Source organism: Halorubrum xinjiangense (assembly GCF_049604745.1).
GTDB lineage: Archaea > Halobacteriota > Halobacteria > Halobacteriales > Haloferacaceae > Halorubrum > Halorubrum xinjiangense_A.
This window is the reverse complement of the sequence record NZ_CP187140.1, coordinates 934,683-951,598: the sequence shown is the minus strand read 5'-3', so window position 1 is coordinate 951,598 and position 16,916 is coordinate 934,683. Positions and strand designations below refer to the sequence as shown.

The 16,916-nt window shown below is 71.1% G+C and carries 17 protein-coding genes; 4 read left to right on the top strand and 13 right to left on the bottom strand.

From position 1 onward, the window contains the following. The 6 genes from nosZ to ACOZ35_RS05705 form a co-directional block, all read right to left on the bottom strand. The gene (gene nosZ, locus ACOZ35_RS05730) at positions 1 to 1,920 is read right to left on the bottom strand and encodes a TAT-dependent nitrous-oxide reductase (RefSeq protein WP_424015478.1); all 1,920 of its coding nucleotides are present in this window, start codon (positions 1,918 to 1,920) and stop codon (positions 1 to 3) included. Between the two features lie 240 nt (positions 1,921 to 2,160). Next, positions 2,161 to 2,700, bottom strand: a complete 540-nt coding sequence (locus ACOZ35_RS05725) for a halocyanin domain-containing protein (protein ID WP_424015477.1) — start codon at positions 2,698 to 2,700, stop codon at positions 2,161 to 2,163. A gap of 133 nt (positions 2,701 to 2,833) precedes the next feature. Next, positions 2,834 to 3,376, bottom strand: a complete 543-nt coding sequence (locus tag ACOZ35_RS05720; protein ID WP_424015476.1) for a DUF2249 domain-containing protein — start codon at positions 3,374 to 3,376, stop codon at positions 2,834 to 2,836. Positions 3,377 to 3,469: 93 nt separating this feature from the next. Then, positions 3,470 to 4,180 carry an alpha/beta hydrolase gene (locus ACOZ35_RS05715; RefSeq protein ID WP_424015475.1) on the bottom strand — a complete coding sequence of 237 codons (711 nt, stop codon included), beginning with the start codon at positions 4,178 to 4,180 and terminating at the stop codon, positions 3,470 to 3,472. Next, a complete protein-coding gene (locus ACOZ35_RS05710) occupies positions 4,177 to 5,175 on the bottom strand; it encodes a VOC family protein (protein WP_424015474.1) in 999 nt (332 codons plus the stop codon). Before ACOZ35_RS05710 ends, ACOZ35_RS05715 begins: the two co-directional genes overlap by 4 nt. Positions 5,176 to 5,245: 70 nt before the next feature. After that, positions 5,246 to 5,611, bottom strand: a complete 366-nt coding sequence (locus ACOZ35_RS05705; protein WP_424015473.1) for a hypothetical protein — start codon at positions 5,609 to 5,611, stop codon at positions 5,246 to 5,248. A 123-nt stretch (positions 5,612 to 5,734) separates the two neighbouring features. Here ACOZ35_RS05705 and ACOZ35_RS05700 point away from each other — a divergent pair, with 123 nt between their 5' ends. Then, positions 5,735 to 6,133 carry a DUF5830 family protein gene (locus ACOZ35_RS05700; protein ID WP_424015472.1) on the top strand — a complete coding sequence of 133 codons (399 nt, stop codon included), beginning with the start codon at positions 5,735 to 5,737 and terminating at the stop codon, positions 6,131 to 6,133. A gap of 99 nt (positions 6,134 to 6,232) precedes the next feature. Next, a complete protein-coding gene (menD, locus tag ACOZ35_RS05695) occupies positions 6,233 to 8,170 on the top strand; it encodes a 2-succinyl-5-enolpyruvyl-6-hydroxy-3-cyclohexene-1-carboxylic-acid synthase (protein ID WP_424015471.1) in 1,938 nt (645 codons plus the stop codon). Between the two features lie 26 nt (positions 8,171 to 8,196). Here menD and ACOZ35_RS05690 read toward each other — a convergent pair whose 3' ends face one another. Beyond that, positions 8,197 to 8,646: a hypothetical protein gene (locus ACOZ35_RS05690; RefSeq protein WP_424015470.1), complete on the bottom strand. Its 450-nt coding sequence runs from the start codon at positions 8,644 to 8,646 to the stop codon at positions 8,197 to 8,199. Between the two features lie 71 nt (positions 8,647 to 8,717). Further along, positions 8,718 to 9,083, bottom strand: coding sequence for a BsuPI-related putative proteinase inhibitor (locus tag ACOZ35_RS05685; RefSeq protein WP_424015469.1), 366 nt, complete (start codon positions 9,081 to 9,083; stop codon positions 8,718 to 8,720). Between the two features lie 123 nt (positions 9,084 to 9,206). Between ACOZ35_RS05685 and ACOZ35_RS05680 the strand changes: the two genes are divergently transcribed. Next, a complete protein-coding gene (locus ACOZ35_RS05680) occupies positions 9,207 to 10,034 on the top strand; it encodes a DUF2797 domain-containing protein (RefSeq protein WP_424015468.1) in 828 nt (275 codons plus the stop codon). Then, a complete protein-coding gene (locus ACOZ35_RS05675; protein WP_424015467.1) occupies positions 10,031 to 10,690 on the top strand; it encodes a trimeric intracellular cation channel family protein in 660 nt (219 codons plus the stop codon). Before ACOZ35_RS05680 ends, ACOZ35_RS05675 begins: the two co-directional genes overlap by 4 nt. Positions 10,691 to 10,727: 37 nt before the next feature. Here the strand turns inward: ACOZ35_RS05675 and ACOZ35_RS05670 are convergent, their stop codons facing one another. From ACOZ35_RS05670 to ACOZ35_RS05650, 5 genes are all read right to left on the bottom strand, one after another. Beyond that, positions 10,728 to 11,774, bottom strand: a complete 1,047-nt coding sequence (locus ACOZ35_RS05670) for an ABC transporter permease (RefSeq protein ID WP_424015466.1) — start codon at positions 11,772 to 11,774, stop codon at positions 10,728 to 10,730. Beyond that, on the bottom strand, positions 11,767 to 13,809 hold the full coding sequence (locus tag ACOZ35_RS05665) for a PrsW family intramembrane metalloprotease (RefSeq protein ID WP_424015465.1): 2,043 nt from the start codon (positions 13,807 to 13,809) through the stop codon (positions 11,767 to 11,769). The genes ACOZ35_RS05670 and ACOZ35_RS05665 overlap by 8 nt, the downstream gene beginning before the upstream one ends. Continuing rightward, a complete protein-coding gene (locus tag ACOZ35_RS05660) occupies positions 13,806 to 14,858 on the bottom strand; it encodes an ATP-binding cassette domain-containing protein (protein ID WP_424015464.1) in 1,053 nt (350 codons plus the stop codon). The genes ACOZ35_RS05665 and ACOZ35_RS05660 overlap by 4 nt, the downstream gene beginning before the upstream one ends. Before the next feature lie 108 nt (positions 14,859 to 14,966). Continuing rightward, positions 14,967 to 16,049, bottom strand: coding sequence for a succinylglutamate desuccinylase/aspartoacylase family protein (locus ACOZ35_RS05655; RefSeq protein ID WP_424015463.1), 1,083 nt, complete (start codon positions 16,047 to 16,049; stop codon positions 14,967 to 14,969). 103 nt (positions 16,050 to 16,152) lie between these two features. Further along, a complete protein-coding gene (locus ACOZ35_RS05650; protein WP_424015462.1) occupies positions 16,153 to 16,668 on the bottom strand; it encodes a CNNM domain-containing protein in 516 nt (171 codons plus the stop codon). Positions 16,669 to 16,916: the final 248 nt, after the last annotated feature.

Genomic DNA, 16,916 nt, shown 5'->3' with positions numbered 1-16,916 from the left:
TTACTCCTCCGGTTTGACGATGAGCCGCGAGCGCATCTCTAAGTGCAGCGCGCTGCAGAAGTGCGCGCAGTAGATCCAGTAGACGCCCGGCTCGTCCGCGGTGAACGTCGCCTTGCGCGTCTCCTGCGGAGCGAGCCGCATGTGGACGTCGTGTTCGGGGATCGCCACCGAGTGGAGCATGTCGCTCGTGGTCTCGATGTTCGTCACCTGCATCTCGATCTCGTCGCCCTCCTGGACGACCATTTCCTGGAACCCGTAGTGGTTCCGGGTGGAGTACATCTCGATCTCCACGCGGTCGTCGCCGACCCGCTCCATCGTCTCCTCGCCCTCGGCGGTGTAGTCGAGTTCGAGGTCCTCGGGGTCGTACGTCGCCTTCGGGTCGATCTTCGATTTGTGACAGATCGAGGCGTCGTGCGGCTCGGCCTGCGCCGGCGAGTCCTTCACCAGTTCCATGCCGTTCTCGTCGTCGCCGATGTAGATCAGCTGGTCGTTCTCGGGGTGTTGTGGGCCGACCGGGAGGAACCGGTCCTTCGAGAGCTTGTTCAGCGAGACGAGCCAGTCGCCCGCGGGGTCCTCGGTGTACGACTCCGAGGCGATGAGGTGGCCGGGGTTGTAGTGGACGTCGATCTTCTCGATCACCGGGCTCTCCGAGCGCGCCTCGGCCTCGACGGCCTCCTCGATGTCCCACTTGACGACCTGCGAGTCGATGAACAGCGTCGTGTACGCGTGGCCGCGCCCGTCGTAGGCCGTGTGAAGCGGACCGAGCCCGAGCTTGGGCTGGCCGACGATGGCGTCGGCGGGGTCGTCGACCTCGTCGATCTTGTCGATCTCGATGATCGACGCGGTCGGGTCGAGCTTCCCGCTGATGATCGCGTACTTGTTGTCCGGCGTGACGCTGACGCCGTGGGGGCTCTTCGGCGTCGGGATGTAGGTGACGATGGGCTCGTCGCCCTGGTTGAGCGGGCTGTCCTTCCGCCCGTCGACGACCGGAACCTCGTTTATGGTCTCGTACTCCCCGGCCTCGACGGCCGCCTCGATCCGCGGGATGTCGAACGCCTTCACGTCGTCGCGGTCGGCGCGGGTCATCCCGGACTCCGTGGCCGCCTCCTCGGTGTTGTAGGCGCTGGTGAAGAAGTACCGGCCCTCCTTGCTCCCGTCGCCGTTGTCCATGTTCCCGTCGATGAGGACCTCCCACTCGACGTTCATCGACTCGGGGTCGATGGCGGCGAGGACGGAGCCGTACGAGTCCGGATCCTCGAGGTCACCGGTCCCGTCGTTGGGAATCGGGGTCCGGAACTCGCCGACGCCGAAGATGAGGTCGGTGTCGGGCAGCTGCGCGCAGGCGCCGTGGGTCCCCTGCTGGTTCGGGATATCGACGATGGCGTCCGTCTCGAAGTACGTCAGGTCGATCCGGGCCATCCGGCCGTTCGCCTTGTCGTTGACGTACGCGAACCGACCGTCGTAGTCGCCGTCGGTCTGGCTAATTCGCGGGTGGTGGGTGTCCCCCCACGTGTAGCCGCCGGCGTCTTCGAGCATCTGCTTGCTCTCGTCGTCGAAGCCGTAGCCGCGCGAGGCGTCCGGATTGAACACCGGAATCCGGATGAGCTCGCGCATTGACGGGAGCCCGTACACGCGGACGTCGCCGGCCTGCCCGCCGGAGAGGATCGCGTAGTACTCGTCGTGTTCGCCCGGCGGCACGGAGTTGTCGACGCCGCTCGCCGAGGCCGTCCCTTGGACGTCGTCCTCACTCAGCAGGCTGGTACAGCCCGCCAGCCCGCTGAGTCCGCCGGCGGCCGCGCCGGCCTTCATGAAGTCGCGGCGACGGACGCCGGGAAGCATCGAGTCGAACCCGTCCGTCGAGCCTGTCGTCTGGTCGCCCGATTCTCCCGCGTCCGTGGACCGCTGTGTGTCGTTCGACATAGTGGATCCGCGAGCGGCGATTCCCTCGCGACAGTCGGACGTTGCGGACTCCCGTATATAGCCTGTAGAGCGGCTTGCTGTGCGGTAGGAAGCGCGCGAACACGTTCGGCGATCGCCCCCCGCTTTTCAAGGGCGTGAGAACGCGGTCCGGGCGCTGACCGTTCGATACCCGGTGAGTACAGCGGAAAAAGCGTTTTCGTCCGGTCGGCGTCCGGAGCGCGGCTCAGGCTCGCCGCGTCGTCACTGAACGACGACGGCGCCCTTCATGCCGACCGACTCGTGGGGCGTACAGACGTACTGGAAGGTCCCCGTCTCCTCGAAGGTGTACTCGAAGGTGTGGCCCTCCTCTTGGACAGTCTCGCTCTCGAAGTCGCCCGACTCGGCGGAGACGTTGTGCCCGCCGCCGTTACCGGTCCACTCCCAGACGACGGTGGTGCCCGTGCTCACCGCAACGGCGGCCGGGCCGAAGGAGAGCCCGTCCGCCGCGCCGACATCGACCGTGACCTCGTCCTGGCCGGTGGCGTCGACGGTCTGCTCGTAGTTGTTCGCGCCGTCGAACCAGCCGCCGTAGTCCGGCTCCTCGCCGAGGTACTCGACGTCGCCGCCGTCGCCGCCATCGCTTCCGTCTCCCCCGTCGGAGCTGTCGCTCCCGTCGGAACCGTCGGAACCGTCGCCGCCGTCACCGCCCCCGCCGGAACACCCGGCGAGCAGGAGGGTCGCGCCCGCAGCAGTCGTCGCCTGTACGAATCGCCGCCGATCGAGCGTCGTGTCGTCTGTCATGTGGTCGGTCATTGGTGGGGTGTAGTTGTAACGCCCTGTGCGCTGCCTCGGCGTGCGGGAATTCAGCGAACATGTTCGGTTTTTGCCCGCCGCCCGCCGCCCTCCGAGAGGTGGGCCGCGCGTCTCCGGTCGCCTACGGCTCTCCCCGCGGAGCCAACACGATCAGCGCGGTCCCGTCCTCGCGGGCGGTCGGTTGCACGGTCCGCTCGCCCTCGAATCGGAGCAGCTCGCCGGCCTCGACGTGGTGGGTCTCTCCCTCGAGGGCGACGTCGAAGGCGCCCTCCAGCGCGTGGAACAGCACCGTCCTGTCGGGGTGATCGTGTTCCGCGACGCCCTCGCCGGCCGCCAGCGAGAGGCGGACGGTCTTCGGTTCCTCACCCGGGAACACCGACGCGTGCGGGTCGCCGTCGAGCTTGTCGAGCCGGACCGTCTCCGACTCTGCCCCCGACGCCGCCTTCGGTAGTTCGGCGACGAACCGCTCCGGTCCCTTGCGCTCGACCGCGTACGCCTCGTCGTCGAACGCTGGCACCTCGGCCGACAGCTCGTAGTAGAGCGGCTTCGGGTCGTGGTCGTTGACGATCGTGAGCGACTCGCCCGGCTCCAGGTCGGCAAACGCGTCGTGGATCCGGTCGTGTCGCTCGTTCGGTGGGATCTCCCTGACGTCGAGTTCTGCCATCGCCTCACCCTCGACGCTACACCCGCATGTCGGGCGGCGCGAACACGTTCGGGACCGGCGGAGCCGCGGGGGGCCGCTCGACGACCCGACACGTCACCTGTCGCCGAGTAGTCCGTCGATCCGCTCGCCGATCCGGTCCATTGTCGCGTCCGAGAGGCCGTGTCCGTCCCCCGGGTCGATCCGGAGATCGACCGCGGCGCCGGCGCGGTCGAAGACACGCGCGGTCGCCCGGACGCGTTCCGCGGGCACGTACGGGTCGGCCTCGCTGCTGTCGAGCGCGACCGGCGTTCCGGCGAGGGGACCGACCGCGTCGCTCTCCGACCCCTCGCTTTCCGCCCCCTCGACCGCTTCGACCTCGGTCGAGTCGACCTCCTCGCCCGGCAGCGCGGCCGAGACGACGAACGCGCCCCCGAACCTGCGGGGTCGACGCCGCAGGAACTCGGCTACGACAGCGCCGCCCTGCGAGACGCCGACGAGGACGACGCGCTCGGGCGGGACCCCGGCGTCGCGCGCGACGTCGACCGCGCTCGCGACGCAGTCGACCGCCGAGGTCAGCGCGGGTTCGTTGGCCGACAGCGGCGCCTCGTGCGGCGCCGGGAACCACGTCGACCGGACCGCGCCGGGCGCGAGCAGCGTCGCGCCCGACCGGTAGAACTCGTCGGCGAGGCGGACGAGGCCCTCGGCCGTGCCGCCGCGGCCGTGGACGAGCACGACCGCGACCTCGGCGGCCGCGACCGGGGCGCCGCCGGTGACGAGCGTCGCTTCGGCGTGTGGTCCGGAGACGCCGGGGATCCGCCGGCTCATCGCTCCGTTTCTCCCGCCCCGTCGCGTCCGCCGGTTTCCCCTGGCCCGTCGAACGTGGGGAGCTGCGACTCGATCAGCTCACGGTCGTCCTCGAACCGCGGCGGAAGGTAGAGGTCGGTCGCGTGGCCGGTCTCCTCGGGGTCGGCGAGCCCCGGGCCGGGAGGCCCGTCGGGGGTCGGCGCCTCGGTCGCGAGCTCGACGAGGAGCCCGCCGGGGCCGCGGACGTACAGCGAGTGAAAGAAGTGCCGGTCCTTCACGCGAGAGACGTCGTACCCGCGGTCGCGGAACAGCGTGTGCCACTCTAAGAGCGTCTCGCGGTCCGCGACGCGCACCGCGGCGTGGTGGAGCGTCCCCGGCCCCTCCCGGAGGTACGCCGCGTCGCGGTCGAGCAGGTCGACGGCCGTCGCGCGGTCGCCGGGCGCGCGGTACCGCACGCGGTCGCTCGCCTCCGCTTCGTACTCGAAACCGAGCGTCTCCAGCACGCTCGCGGTTCCATATGGGTCCGCGGGGAGCGCGGTCACTCCGTGGAGTCCGCGGATCGCGTGCTCGGGCGGTACGGGGCCCTCGGTCCAGGGGTCCGACCCGCTGCTCTCAGTTTCGACCAGTTCGACCCGGGTCCCGGAGGGGTCCGCGAGCGTCAGCCCGCGGTCGCCGAAGCGCGCGTCGGAATCGAGCGGGCTCGCCTCAACCCCGCGGTCGGCGAGGCGCTCGCGCCAGTAGTCGAGCGACTCCGGCGGCACGGCGAAGGCGACGGCCTCGTACCCCGGCTTCCCGGTCCGTCCGGGGTCGGCGTTCGGGTCGGGAAAGACGGTGAACACCGAGCCCGGCGACCCGGTCGCGTCGCCGAAGTAGAGGTGGTGCTGGAGGCGGTCCTCGTAGTTCACCGTCCGGCGGAGCAGGCGGAGCCCGAGCGTCCCGCCGTAGAAGGCGGCGTGGGCCTCGGGGTCGCCGACGATCCCCGTGACGTGGTGGAGCCCGGGGGTGTCAGAGAGCATGGGGCAGATCGGCGCCGCGCGGGAAAGTCGGTGTCGGTGGGGGCGATCGCCGAGGCTCGCGAACGAGGCCTCAGGAGAGCCACAGCAGCCGCACGTTGCTCGCGGTGAGGTACGTCCCTGTCGCCGTGAGCAGCACCGGCGGGAAGTAGTACAGCAGGCCGTCGCCCTCGCGCGCGCCCTCGACGCTGATCCAGAGCATGACGAGGTAGACGGCTATCTTCAGCGCGACGAGCCCGGAGAGCCCGAACGACTCCAGCGCGAACCGCACGACGGGGTTCGCTTCCTCGATGGTCGGGACGTATCGGAGGAAGGCGATAGTGGAGACCACGTCGCCGACGCCGTACGTCGCGGTCGCCGCGATCCACAGCCAGTAGAACTCGTTCGGGCGCCGGCGGTAGGCGGGGCGTCGACGCGTTCGGTCTCGGGATCGGACCACGACCGGAGGTGTCGGCCGCGCGACGTGAATCTGCCGGTCCGCGGAGCGTCGAGACTCGTACCGCTCCGAGAAGCCCCGCCGCCATCCAGCCAATTTAAAAGGGATCGCGCCGTCTCGCCGGGCGTGACGGAGCCGTCGACCCGCGAGGAGAAGCTGGAGCTCGGCGTCGAGCTGCTGGCGCACCTCGAACGCGAGGAGCTCGACCTCGCCGCCGCGGTCGACCGGATCGAGACGATCACGACGAGCCCGGCGCTCACCCGCGACATCCTCGACGCGGCCGAGAAGCGCGGCGTCATCGACCGCGAGGGCGCCCGACTGCGGGTCCGGCGCAACGGGACCTACGTCGAGTACGACAGTCAGGTCGTCGCGCGCGAAGGCGAGTTCGAGTGCCGGCGCTGCGGCACGTCGATTTCGACGGGCCATTTCATCCAGTTGGACGCGGGCGAGCTCGGCCCCTTCGGCTCCTCGTGTATCCGGAAGGTGACCGGGCGAGAGTCGGAGTCGCCCTCGGAGTCGGAGTGAGGTCGGCCTCCGTCCCTCGGGGGAGTAGGCACCGGCCCTGCCGTCGGACCGCCGACCGAACTCGCCGGAGTATTTAGGTCGGCGCCCGAAGCGACGGTAATGACCGCGCCGAACCGGAACGTCTTGTGGGCGAACGCGCTCGTCGACGAGCTCGTCGCCGCGGGCGTCGACGCCGTCGTCGCCTCGCCGGGCAGCCGCTCGACGCCGCTGACCGTCGCCGCCGCGGGCCACGAGGAACTCACGGTGTTCTCGCAGCTCGACGAGCGCTCCGCCGCGTACTTCGCGCTCGGCCGGGCCCGTCGGACCGGCCGCGTGACGCCGCTGATCTGTACCTCGGGCACCGCCGCCGCCAACTACCATCCCGCCGTGATGGAGGCGAGCGAGGCCCGCGTCCCGCTGCTCGCGCTCACCGCCGACCGGCCGCCGGAGCTCCGCGACTCGGGCGCGAACCAGACCGCAGACCAAGAGAAGCTGTACGGCGACGCCGTGCGCTTTTATAAGGACCTCCCGGAGCCCGCCGCGAACGACCGGGCGCTCCGCTCGCTCCGCACGACTGTCGCCCGCGCCGTCGCGGCCGCCGAGGGCGCCGACCAGGGACCGGTCCACCTCAACGTCCCGTTTAAAAAGCCGCTGGAGCCGACGCCGGTCCCGGGCGACGTGCCCGACGATCTCCCGGAAGCGGCCGAGCGCGGTCGCGACGGACCCTACGTGGACGTGACGGCCGGCGCCCCGGAGCCGGGCGACGACGAACTGCGCGCGCTCGCGACCGAACTGGGCGACGCGGACCGCGGGCTGATCGTCGCCGGCCCCGCCGACCCGCCGGGGATCGACCCGGAATCGGTCACGGCGCTTGCGCACGCGACCGGGTTCCCGGTGCTGGCCGATCCGCTCTCCGGGCTCCGGTACGGCGGGCACACGCGCGTCGCGCCCGTGATCGGGAACTACGACGCGTACCTCTCGGCCGACCTCGCGGGCGGCCGGGAAGAGGGGGACGACAACTCCACGGACGCGGCGCGTGAGTGGGCCGACCCGGACCTCGTCCTTCGTCTCGGCGCCTCGCCCACCTCGAAGCGTCTCCGGAAGTACCTGGCCGAGACGGGGGCGGACCAGTACCAGGTCGACCCCGCGGGGCGCTGGCGCGAGGCCGAGTTCGCCGCGACCGATCTCGTCGTCGCCGAGCCGAGCCGGCTCTGCGCCCGTCTCTCACGGCTCGTCGCGGGTGGGAGCGGCGATCTGGACTGGCGCGCGCAGTGGGAGGAGGCGGACCGGGTCGCCGAGGCGGTTCACGGCCGCGAGGCGGAGGAGCTGGACGAGGCGGTCGCGAACGGCGAGTCGGACTCGGTCGGCTCCGGTTTCCACGAGGGAGACGCGCTCCGCGCGGTCGCGAGCGCGCTCCCCGACCCGGTGACGCTGTTCGTTTCCAACTCGATGCCAGTCCGCGACCTCGACCGGTTCGTCGGGCCGACGACCGCGAACGTCACCGCGCTCGGCAACCGGGGCGTCTCTGGTATCGACGGGATCGTCTCCAGCGCGCTCGGTGCGGGCAGCGGGACGACCGACGACCTCACGCTCGTTGTCGGCGACATCGCCTTGTACCACGACTCGAACGGCCTGCTCGCGGTCGACCGCTGCGACGTCGACGTCACGGTCGTGACGGTCAACAACGACGGCGGCGGCATCTTCCACAAGCTCCCGATCGAGTCGTTCGAGCCGCCGTTCACCGAGTCGTTCAAAACGCCGCACGGGCTTTCGTTCGAGCCGCTCGCCGAGCTCCACGGCCTCGAGTACGCGCGGATCGACGCGCGACCCGACGCGCTCGCGGACCGCGGCGAGAGCCCGGTCGAGCGCGCACAGGCGGCCGCCGCCGACGTCGCCGCCGCCGTTTCACGGGCCCACGAGGAAGAAGGGTCGCACCTGATCGAGGTCGACACGGACGCCGAGGCCAGCCACCGCACGCGCGAGCGGCTCGCGGCCGCGGTCGAGCGCGCGATCCATGGCGAGAGCGCGGCGCGGGGCGAGGGGGCTGATTCGGCGTAGTCACGCGGGCGTCCGACTCGCCGGGGTCAGGGGACGATCGGGCTCGGTCCTTCGCTGCGGCGTTCGCCGAGCGAGACCCCGGCGTACGCGACCACCGCGAACTGGATCCCGACGCCGAGGCTCGCGCCGAGCGCGAAAACGGCGGTGACGACGGGACCGCGGTCCGGGCTCAGGTACCAGAGGACGACGGCCGAACCGAGCAGGAAGGAACCGGTCGCGCTCGCGCCCGTCGCCAGCGCGGTCAACGTGGCCGAGACGTCAGTGTTCCCCAGACCGGCGAGGAGCGCGGCGCCGAACAGCAGGCCGTAGACCAGCAGGAACGCCGTAAACTGGGCGCTCACGAGGTACGTCGAGAGCGCCTCGGCCGACGGGAGCGAGAGGGACGATTCGAGGAGGATCGGCGAGAGCCGTCTGATTCCGCTGACCGCGAGCGCGACGATCGCGGCGACGATAGGGGGGAGGGCTGCCGTGCGCATACCCGAGAGCCCACGCCGGTATTACTTATAAATCTCGGTCGTGAGGGGTGCCTGAACGCCCTGATTCCGGCTCACGCCACGGCGACGACCGTCTCCGCGCGCACGTCGTGGTCCGTCGCCGTCGCCTCGCCGACGATTCGATAGGTCCCGGATGCCGGGTCCCGCCACGTCCCCTCGTAGCCGACCGCCTCGCCCGGGCCGATCGTCTCGCTCCCGAGCGCCTGCGTGTACATCCGGCCCTCGCCGTAACGCCAGACAGGGTCGGTCTCGTCCGCGGCTGTGCCCGCTGTACCCTCGTCCGCCGGGTACGCGGTGAACTCCGCGCGCTGGCCGGTCCGGAAGTCGAGCGTGACCGGCTCTGAACCCGCGTTTTCGATGCGTAGCGAGAGCGCCACCCCGTCGTCGGACTCGGTCGCCGCGAGCGCTGCCTCGAGCATGGTCGCGTCTGCGACGCCCGCGGGGAAAACTCCTCGGCGGGCGCGCTCCGGCTCCCTCAAGGGCCACGGGCGAGAGAAACGGCCGACGACGCCTATAAACCCCGCCTCCCCGTACCTCGCGGCGTGCAGGTCGTCGGCTACGAGACGGACGTCGCGAGCGACTCGCCGGACGCGGACGGCGACGCCGAACGGACTCCGAATGCCGAGGCGGACGGACCGATCGGCGGCGGGCTCTACGTCGCGAGCGGCGGGACCGTCGACTACGTGGACGCGAGTCCCGGCACCGAGCTCGCCTTCGGGCTCGGCGACCGCCGCTGCGCGGGGACGGTCCACGAGGGAGATCACATCGTCTGCGACGCGCCGGACGCGCCGTACTGCGACGACCACTCGCACGTCTGGGTGTGCGCCCGGTGCACTGGGACGTGCCTGAAAGACGAGATGGACTGCCACGAGACGCACGCAATGTACCTCGCCGCGTTCGCGCCCAACGTGCTGAAGGTCGGGGTCACCAAGGAGTGGCGGCTCGGGACTCGCCTCCGCGAGCAGGGCGCCGACCGCGCGGCGCATATCCGGACCTTCCCGAACGGGCGGATCGCCCGCGAGGTGGAGGCCGAGCTGGCAGCCGGCGACGACCTCGTCGACCGCGTGCGCGTCCCGACGAAGCTCGACGGGTTCGGGCGCGCCGTCGACGAGGCCGCGTGGGAGGCGCTTCTCGACCGGTTCGACCCGATCGAGCGGTTCGACTTCGACTACGGGCTCGACCTCGACGAGCGCCCCGTCGCCGAGACGATGGCCGCGGGGACCGTCCGCGGCTGGAAGGGGCGGGTAATCGTTCTCGACCGCGGCGGCTCGACGTACGCGGTCGACGCGCGCGAGCTCGTCGGCTACGAGCTGACGGACGCGGTGCCCGAGCGCGAGCTCCAGTCGAGTCTCGGGGCGTTCGGCGGGTGACCGGGGGCGTCCTCTCGCTTTTGTTCGGCGACCCGTTCGCCGTCATGAACACGGTTGGGCTCGTCGCGTTCGCGCTGGTCGGCGCGAGCAAGGCGGTCCGAGAGGAGTTCGACCTCTTCGGCGTCGCGGTCGTCGGGCTCGCGATGGCGTTCGCCGGCGGGGTCACCCGCGACCTTCTCGTCGCCCGCGTCCCGCTCGCGCTGCGCTCGCCGGTCGAGATCCTCCTCGGGCTCGTCGGCGTCGCGCTCGCGGTCGGACTGAGTGCGTGGCTCGCCTCTCCCGACGAGCACCCGGTGACGCTCGTCGCGGACGCCGTCGGCCTCGCCGCGTTCGCCACGACGGGGGCCATCGTCGCGACGGACGCGGGGGTGTCCGCCTTCGGTGTCGTCGCCGTCGCGACGATCAACGCCGTCGGCGGCGGCGCGCTCGCCGACATCCTCCTCGACCGCGCCCCCTTCATCCTCTTCGAAGACTTCTACGCGAGCTGCGCCGTGCTGGGCGGCGTCACGTACTGGCTGGTCGGCGCGCTCGGCGGGCCCTCGGGAGTCGCGGCCGCGGCGTGCGCGGCGGTGACGGTCGCCATCCGGCTCGTCGCCGTCGCTCGCGGGTGGCGGCTCCCGACCGCGAAGCGATTCGGCGACCGCTTCGACGGCTGATCTCTTTAACGACCAAATCCCTTCATGACCAAATCCCTCAGCGACCGAATCCCTCGACCGCGACGACGCGACGGACGCCGAGGTACGCCGCCGCGGCGATACCGGCGTACGCGACCACGAGGACGCCCGTCGTCGCGTCTGCGCTGTCGATGGCGAGCCGCGCCACCGCGTTCGCGGGGCCGCCGGCCATCGCCGTCGCGCCGCCGAACAGCACGAGGACCGCGACCGAGTAGAGCAGTTGGGCCGCCTGCCGGTCGGGCGCGACCGCCGCGATGCCGACCGCGACGGCGACGACGAGCGTCGTGAGCGCGGTCATCAGCGCGAGGATCGGGCCGACGTTCGCGACCGAGGTGCCGTTCGCCTCGAGGAGGAGCAGCCACAGCAGGGCTTGGCCGGGAGCGATCCCGATCGCCGCGGCCGCCTTCCCGTCGACGATCTCCGCGAGCGTGACGGGCGCGACGCGGAGGAGTTCCATGGTTCCCTGATCGAGCTCCTCGGTGATCGAGTCGACGATCAGCGACCCCGAGATGAACACCGGGAGGAAGACGAGGAGCGGGATCAACACGGTGTACGTGAACGTGAAGTACGGGCTGGTGTCGCTCCGGTCGGGCAGGGGAAGCGGCGACTCGTCGAGGTACGAGGCGCGGGCGTCGCGCTCGTTCAGCTCGTAAGTCCGCAACAGCTCGCGGAGCTGCACCACGATCACCGTCGTCTCCACGGTGGAGTCGGGGGCGGTGACGGCGGCCGACACCCGCCCCGACTCCGTGCGAGTGGTGACCACCACCGCGTCGGCCGCGTTCCGATCGAAGGCGCTCCGCGCGGCGCTCGCGTCGTCGTACCGCGTGACGGAGGCGCCCGGCACCTCGCTCGCTGCGCGCTCCAAGTCCTCGACCGCGTCGCCCGCGGCCGCGACCTCGATCTCCGCCCCGTCGAGCGCGCCCGGGTCGTACATCGAGACGAGCCCGACGACGAGGAACGACGAGAACATCGCGATGAACAGCTGTATCCCGATCGCCAGCAGGATCGTCTTCTCGGCGCGGAGCCCGGCGAGCTCGCGCCCGGCGATCGTCAGGCGGCTATCCAAGGCTCACCACCCCCACGTTGTAGGCGGCGTGCCCTAGTGTCGCCAGGGTCAACGCCACGGCGTAGGCGGTCCGGCCGCGGCTCGCGCCGACGCTCGCGACGCTCGTCGTCGCGACGTGGAGGACGAGCGGCGCGAAGAACAGCGCCGCCAGCGCGAGCGGCGGCAGCCCGGAGAGCCCGGCCACGTCGGCGAAGGCGGCCCGGCCGAGGAACAGGTCGGTGAGCCCGACCGCCTGGACGACCGCGGTCGCCTTCTCCGCGAGGAAGAACCCGGTTCCCGAAGCGAGACCGACCGCGAGCGCGACGCGGAGCGTTTCGTCGCTCCCCCCGTCGCCGTCCCCAACGCGGCCGCTCCGCTCGAAGACGCCGCGCTCGAAGCCGGCGTAGAGGCCGACGCTCTTCGCGACCTCCTCGATGAACGCGATGGTCACGAGCAGCACCGGGATCGACACGGTGACCGGCAGCGCGAACAGCACCGCGACAGCCAGAAGCTCCGCGACGAACACGAAGGGGAGCGTACAGGCGGTGAGGAACGCGACCGAGCCGAGCGCGCGGAGTCGTTCGCGGTCGAGAAGCCCCCGCCCGACCGCCCCGTCGCCGGCCGGTACCGGGGAGAGCCGGACCGCGAGCGCGTCGAGGAACTTCCGCGTCACTGGCTTCTGCGAGAACATGTCCTCCTCGCGATAGACGCCGAGGCCGAGGCCGAACAGCAGCGCGGCCCCGACCGCCATCGGCGCCGTCGAGAAGAGTACCTCGCCGGCCGAGACGGCCTCGCCCTGGAGGTCGAAGACGACGAGCGTCAGCGGCGAGACGAGCGCGACGGGCGTCACGTTCGTGAAGATGGCCGGCACGAACGCATAGGTGGTCAGGAGGACGCTCACGCCGACCGTCACGAAGGTGAGCTCCTTGAACGAGCGCGCGAACATCGCGCCGACGAAGGTGGCCCCGAGGAACGTCGCCGCGACTGGCGCCACCGCGACCACGGAGAGCGCCCCGCCGCCGACGAGGACCGCGATGAGACTCGTGACGACCGCGGCGGCCACGGCGTACGGCAGCGTCTTGCCGGCGACGATCTCGGCCGGCGACAGCGGCGTGACGAGCAGCGGCTCTCCCCGGCGGTTCGTCCGCTCGTCGAGGATCGAGGAGCCGTACGCCTGGATCAGGAAGTTCATCGGCACGAGGAAGGCGAACGCTAACAGCAGCGAGGTGAACGGGAACGGCGGCGTGATCGACCCCGGCGAGCCGACCGTGTTCGCACCGAAGGCGGCGCCGCCGATCGACGGCACTGCGAAGCCGCCGTCGTCCGATCCCGCGCCGTCGTCGGTGGAGTCGGGCCCGCCCGTCGCGCTTCCGTCGCCGTCGCCTCCGTCGCCGTCGCTCGTGGTGTCGCCGCCATCGCTTCCGTTGTCGCTACCGCCGCCCCCACCGTCCGAGCCGTCCGTCGAGCTGCCGTCGCTCCCGCCGAGCGTCGCGCCGTCGTCGACGCCGGCCGTTCGGCCGACGTACCGGAGCGTGACGACGACCGGGAAGGCGGCCGTCTGGTTCGGCTCGGCGCGCATCAGCCGCTCGTTGTGCGACGCGACGGCCTCGCGGACCGACGCGGCCGCTGCCTCGCCCTTCTGTGTGTTGCTCGCGCGCACGACGACCTCCTCGACGTCGCTGGCGTCGATCGATCCGTCGTCCCCGGAGCCGGGTCGCACCACCGTCATCACGACCGCGTCGGCGGAGTCGCCGAGCGACGCCGACCCGGCCGAGACCGGGCGCAGCGACGGCGCGTCCTCGATCGCGTCCGAGTACGGCGACTCGGCGTCGACGCCGACCCGGTACACGTCTTGATCGACATCGAGCCCGGCGACGCCCGTCGCCACGCCGACGCCGACGACGCCGCCGGCAACGAGGAGGAGGGCGACCCCCGCCGCGAGCGTCCGGCGGTCGACGCCCCCGGACGCGCGGGCGGACTCCCACCTGGCAACCCGGAGGACGCGGCGGACGCCGACCGCGAGCCGGCGGCCGACGCGGCGCAGCCTGTCGATCACTCGGTCGCCTCCGTCGTCGCCGTTTTCCTCGTCTCGGTTTCAGATTCGTCGCTGTCGGCATTGCCGGCGGCATCGCCGCCGTCGACGTCGCTCGCGGCATCGCCGCCGTCGTTCCGTCCGTCTACGCCGAGGTCGCCGGTGTAGCGCCCGGGCATCGGCCGGCCGACGATGTCGAGGAACACGTCTTCGAGGCTCGGCTCGCGGCTCCGGATGTCGACGACCTCGCCGCCGGCGTCGTCGACGGCCTCGCGGACCGCCGCGACCGCGTCCATGCTCGGCACCTTCGTCCGGAAGCGGTCGCCGACCTCCTCGGTCGTCGCGTCGAGCTCGTCGAGCGCGGGCGTCGCGGTCGGCTCGGCGTCGGTGAACACGCGGTACGTCGTCTCGCCGTGTCGCTCGCGGATCCCGTCGACGCTCCCGCGGGCGACGATCCGGCCCTCGTTCATCACCACGACGCGGTCGCAGACGGACTCGACGTGGTAGAGGTTGTGCGCGGAGAAGACGACCGTCTTCCCCGTTTCGCGGAGCTCGCGGGTGAACGCCAGCACGGAGTTCGTCGTCACGGGGTCGAGCCCGGAGGCGGGCTCGTCGTACACCAGCACGTCCGGGTCGTTGACGAGCGAGCGCGCGATGGCGACCTTGCGTTTCATGCCCTTCGAGACGTCGCCGAGGCGGCGCTCGCGGTGGTCCAGTTCGAGGCGGTCGAGCGCGGCCTCGATCCGCTCGTCGGCGACGTCCCGGGGCACGTCGTAGAGGTCGGCGAAGAAGCGGAGGTACGACAGCGCGGTCATCTCCTCGTACAGCGGCGACTCCTCCGGGAGGAACCCGAGGTGCCGGCGCATCTCGGGGTCCGAGGCGTCGAACCCGGCGACGGTCACCTCGCCGTCGGTCGGTTCGACGAGGCCGGCGATTATCTTGAGCGTCGTCGTCTTCCCGGCCCCGTTCGGGCCCACGATCCCGAACACCTCGCCGTCGTCGACGGCGAAGTCGCTGTCGACCACGGCCGCGAAGTCACCGTAGGTCTTCCGCAGCCCCGACACCTCGATCATGCGCTCGGCTCCGCCGTCGGCCGGGTTAAACCCACGCCCGCGGTTATCGGCGGCGAGAACGCGGTGACGGCGCGGCTGGCGAGGGTTTGCTCGGCGGTCGCGACCCGCTCAGTCGTCGCCCCACGCGTCGCCGTGGGAGCGGTAGCCGTCGAACTCGCCGGTGTCGATCTCGCGTTCGATCTCCTCGCGCGTCGCCGCGTCGAGCTGGACGAGGTGACAGAGCGGGTGGCCGGGGGCGGCGACGGGGTTCTCCAGCGACCCGACGATCAGGCCGTCGAAGGGCGCCTCGACGGCGTGCTCCTCCGTCTTGAAGTGGTTCGTGACGGTGCAGATCGTCTCGCCCTCGTAGACGAGCGGGTACGGCCCCCACTCCATCTCGACGAGGCCGCCGGTGTCCGCGCGGAGCCACCGCTTTGTGCTGTCGGCGGCGGTCGACTGATACCAGCCGGGCCAGTGGACCGGCTCGCCGGGGGTGAGCCCGTACTCCGCGAGGACACTCTCGACCCCCTCCAACGCCTTCTCGATGAGCACCGGCTGGAACCGGTGGGCGCGCCCCATCTCGACGGTCACGGTCGGAATTCCGTCCGCGGTCGCCGTCGACCGGAGCGACCCCTCGTCGCCGGTCCCGTACAACACCACGTTCGTGGCGAACGCCCGCGCGAGCCGCCTGACGTCGGCGTCGTCGAGGTCGGCGCGAGCATGGTAGATCGTCGTCCGGTTGCGCGTCGAGGTGTGGAAGTCGAGCCCGAGGTCGCACTGCGCGACGAACCGCCGGTAGATCCGGTTCGCCATCCGCTCGGTGGTGTTCGACCGCTCCTTCCCTGGGAACGACCGGTTCATGTCTTGGTCGTAGATCGGGGTGTCGCGCCGCTGCGCCTCGTAGGCGGGGACGTTGCACACGTGGAGACAGACCAGCGTCCCGTGGATCTCGCCGGGCGAGTAGCGGTCGGCGACCTCTTGGACCACCTTCACGCCGTTGAGCTCGTCGCCGTGGATCCCGGCAGAGAGGAACAGCGTCGGCCCGCCGCCCTCTCCGTTTATCACCGTCACCGGCATCTCGATCGGGTCGCCGAGGTAGGTCTCGCCGACCTCGTACCGGATGTGCCGCTTCTCGCCGGGGTCGACGACGCCGTCGTACCGGAACGGCTCCGGCTCCGACGCAGAACTCGGCAGGGGGTGCGGATCGCTCATGGGTCGGAGTCGCGGCACGGGGACAAAATCCCTCGGGCCGTCGGGGGCCGCGCGTCGGTCTCGGCAGTTCGGCGGCCGTCCGATCTCGGCGGCCGCCGGCGCGTCACTCCGTGTATGGCTTCTCGATGCTCGCGTCGCCGCTGATGTACGCGTTCATCCGCCGGGTGATCCCGTCGAACAGCGTGATGAGCGGCGAGAGGGCGCGCTCGACCAGCCGCACCGGCGACGCGACCCGCAGCGACCAGGTCTCCGCGTTGCCGAGCCCGAAGGCCTTCGGGACGATCTCGCCGAAGACGAGGACGAGGAAGCTCGTACACAGCGTCGTCACCACAATTGCCGGCCCAGGCGGGAGGTAGCTCGCGATCAGGACGGTCACGATGCTCGAAATGGCGATGTTGACGACGTTGTTCCCGACGAGCAGCGTCACGAGGAGCCGGTGGGGGTCGTCGTGGAGCTCCTTCAGCACATCTCCCCGCGGGTCGTCAGTGCCGGCCTGTTGGTCGAACCACTCGCTCGGCAGCGAAAAGATGGCGGTCTCGGAGCTGGAGAAGAACGCGCTGAACCCCAGCAACACGATCACCGCTGCGACCCCGATTACGCCGAGTGTGGCTCCGACCATGCCTCGTGTCGAGAAAGGAGGCCAAAGAGGGTGTCGACGGGTGCCGATTTGTGCGACGGGAACCGACGCGGTCGCGCGGCTCTCCGGTCGTGTGACGGGCTGATGCCGGGACCGTTCCGGCGAGAAACGACGGTCGGCTGGCGTTACTCTTCTTCTTCCTCTTCCTCGACGGCCACGCGGCCTCGCTCCCAGACGGCGTCCGCGGACGTGTCGTTCGGTGCTGTGTGCGAGATGTCTTTCATGGTGTC